Annotated in this window: 1 protein-coding gene; it reads right to left on the bottom strand. The window is 58.8% G+C overall.

Features of this window, described 5'->3' with window-relative positions; all coding sequences use genetic code 11:
- Positions 1-237 precede the first annotated feature (237 nt).
- Positions 238-485 (bottom strand): hypothetical protein (locus LC490_RS24260; RefSeq protein ID WP_223621906.1); only part of this gene is annotated, 248 nt, incomplete at its 5' end.

The following is a 485-nucleotide window of genomic DNA, read 5'->3' as shown; positions in this document are numbered from 1 at the left end:
GCACTGCCCTGCAATTTCGGCACCACGCAATCGGCGTACTGCGCCGGCGTCTTGCTGGTCTGCAAGGTCAGGGTCGGATCGTTCGGCGCCGAAGCGCAACCGGCGAGCAACAGGGAAACAAAAGCCATGGCTGGCACGAATAAAGGACGCATGGAGTAAATCCTGAAAATAAAGGTTCGGTTCAACCGGCAACGGTTCGACTTCACGGCGCCGCCGTTGCCATTTACGTTTTAAGAATCAGCTCGACGCCACCAGGGCCTTGAGCGACACATCGAATTGCTTCAGCGCATTGAGTTGCAGGTCACGCTGCTGAGTGATCTGCGCGGCGATCTGCGGCGCCGCCTGGTTGTGCACCCAGACCGAAGGCAACTCTTGCTCGATCGCTCCCTCGGCCTTGCCGATGTACTGCAGATCGGCGTCGTAGAACCGTGCGGAAAAACGCGCCTCGACCAAACTGTTGCGCTGAGTCAGCAAGCGGTTGAACG

Source organism: Lysobacter sp. ESA13C, assembly GCF_019970005.1.
GTDB lineage: Bacteria > Pseudomonadota > Gammaproteobacteria > Xanthomonadales > Xanthomonadaceae > Lysobacter > Lysobacter antibioticus_B.
Note: the sequence above shows the minus strand (reverse complement) of the source record. Positions and strands in the feature narration are given on the sequence as shown.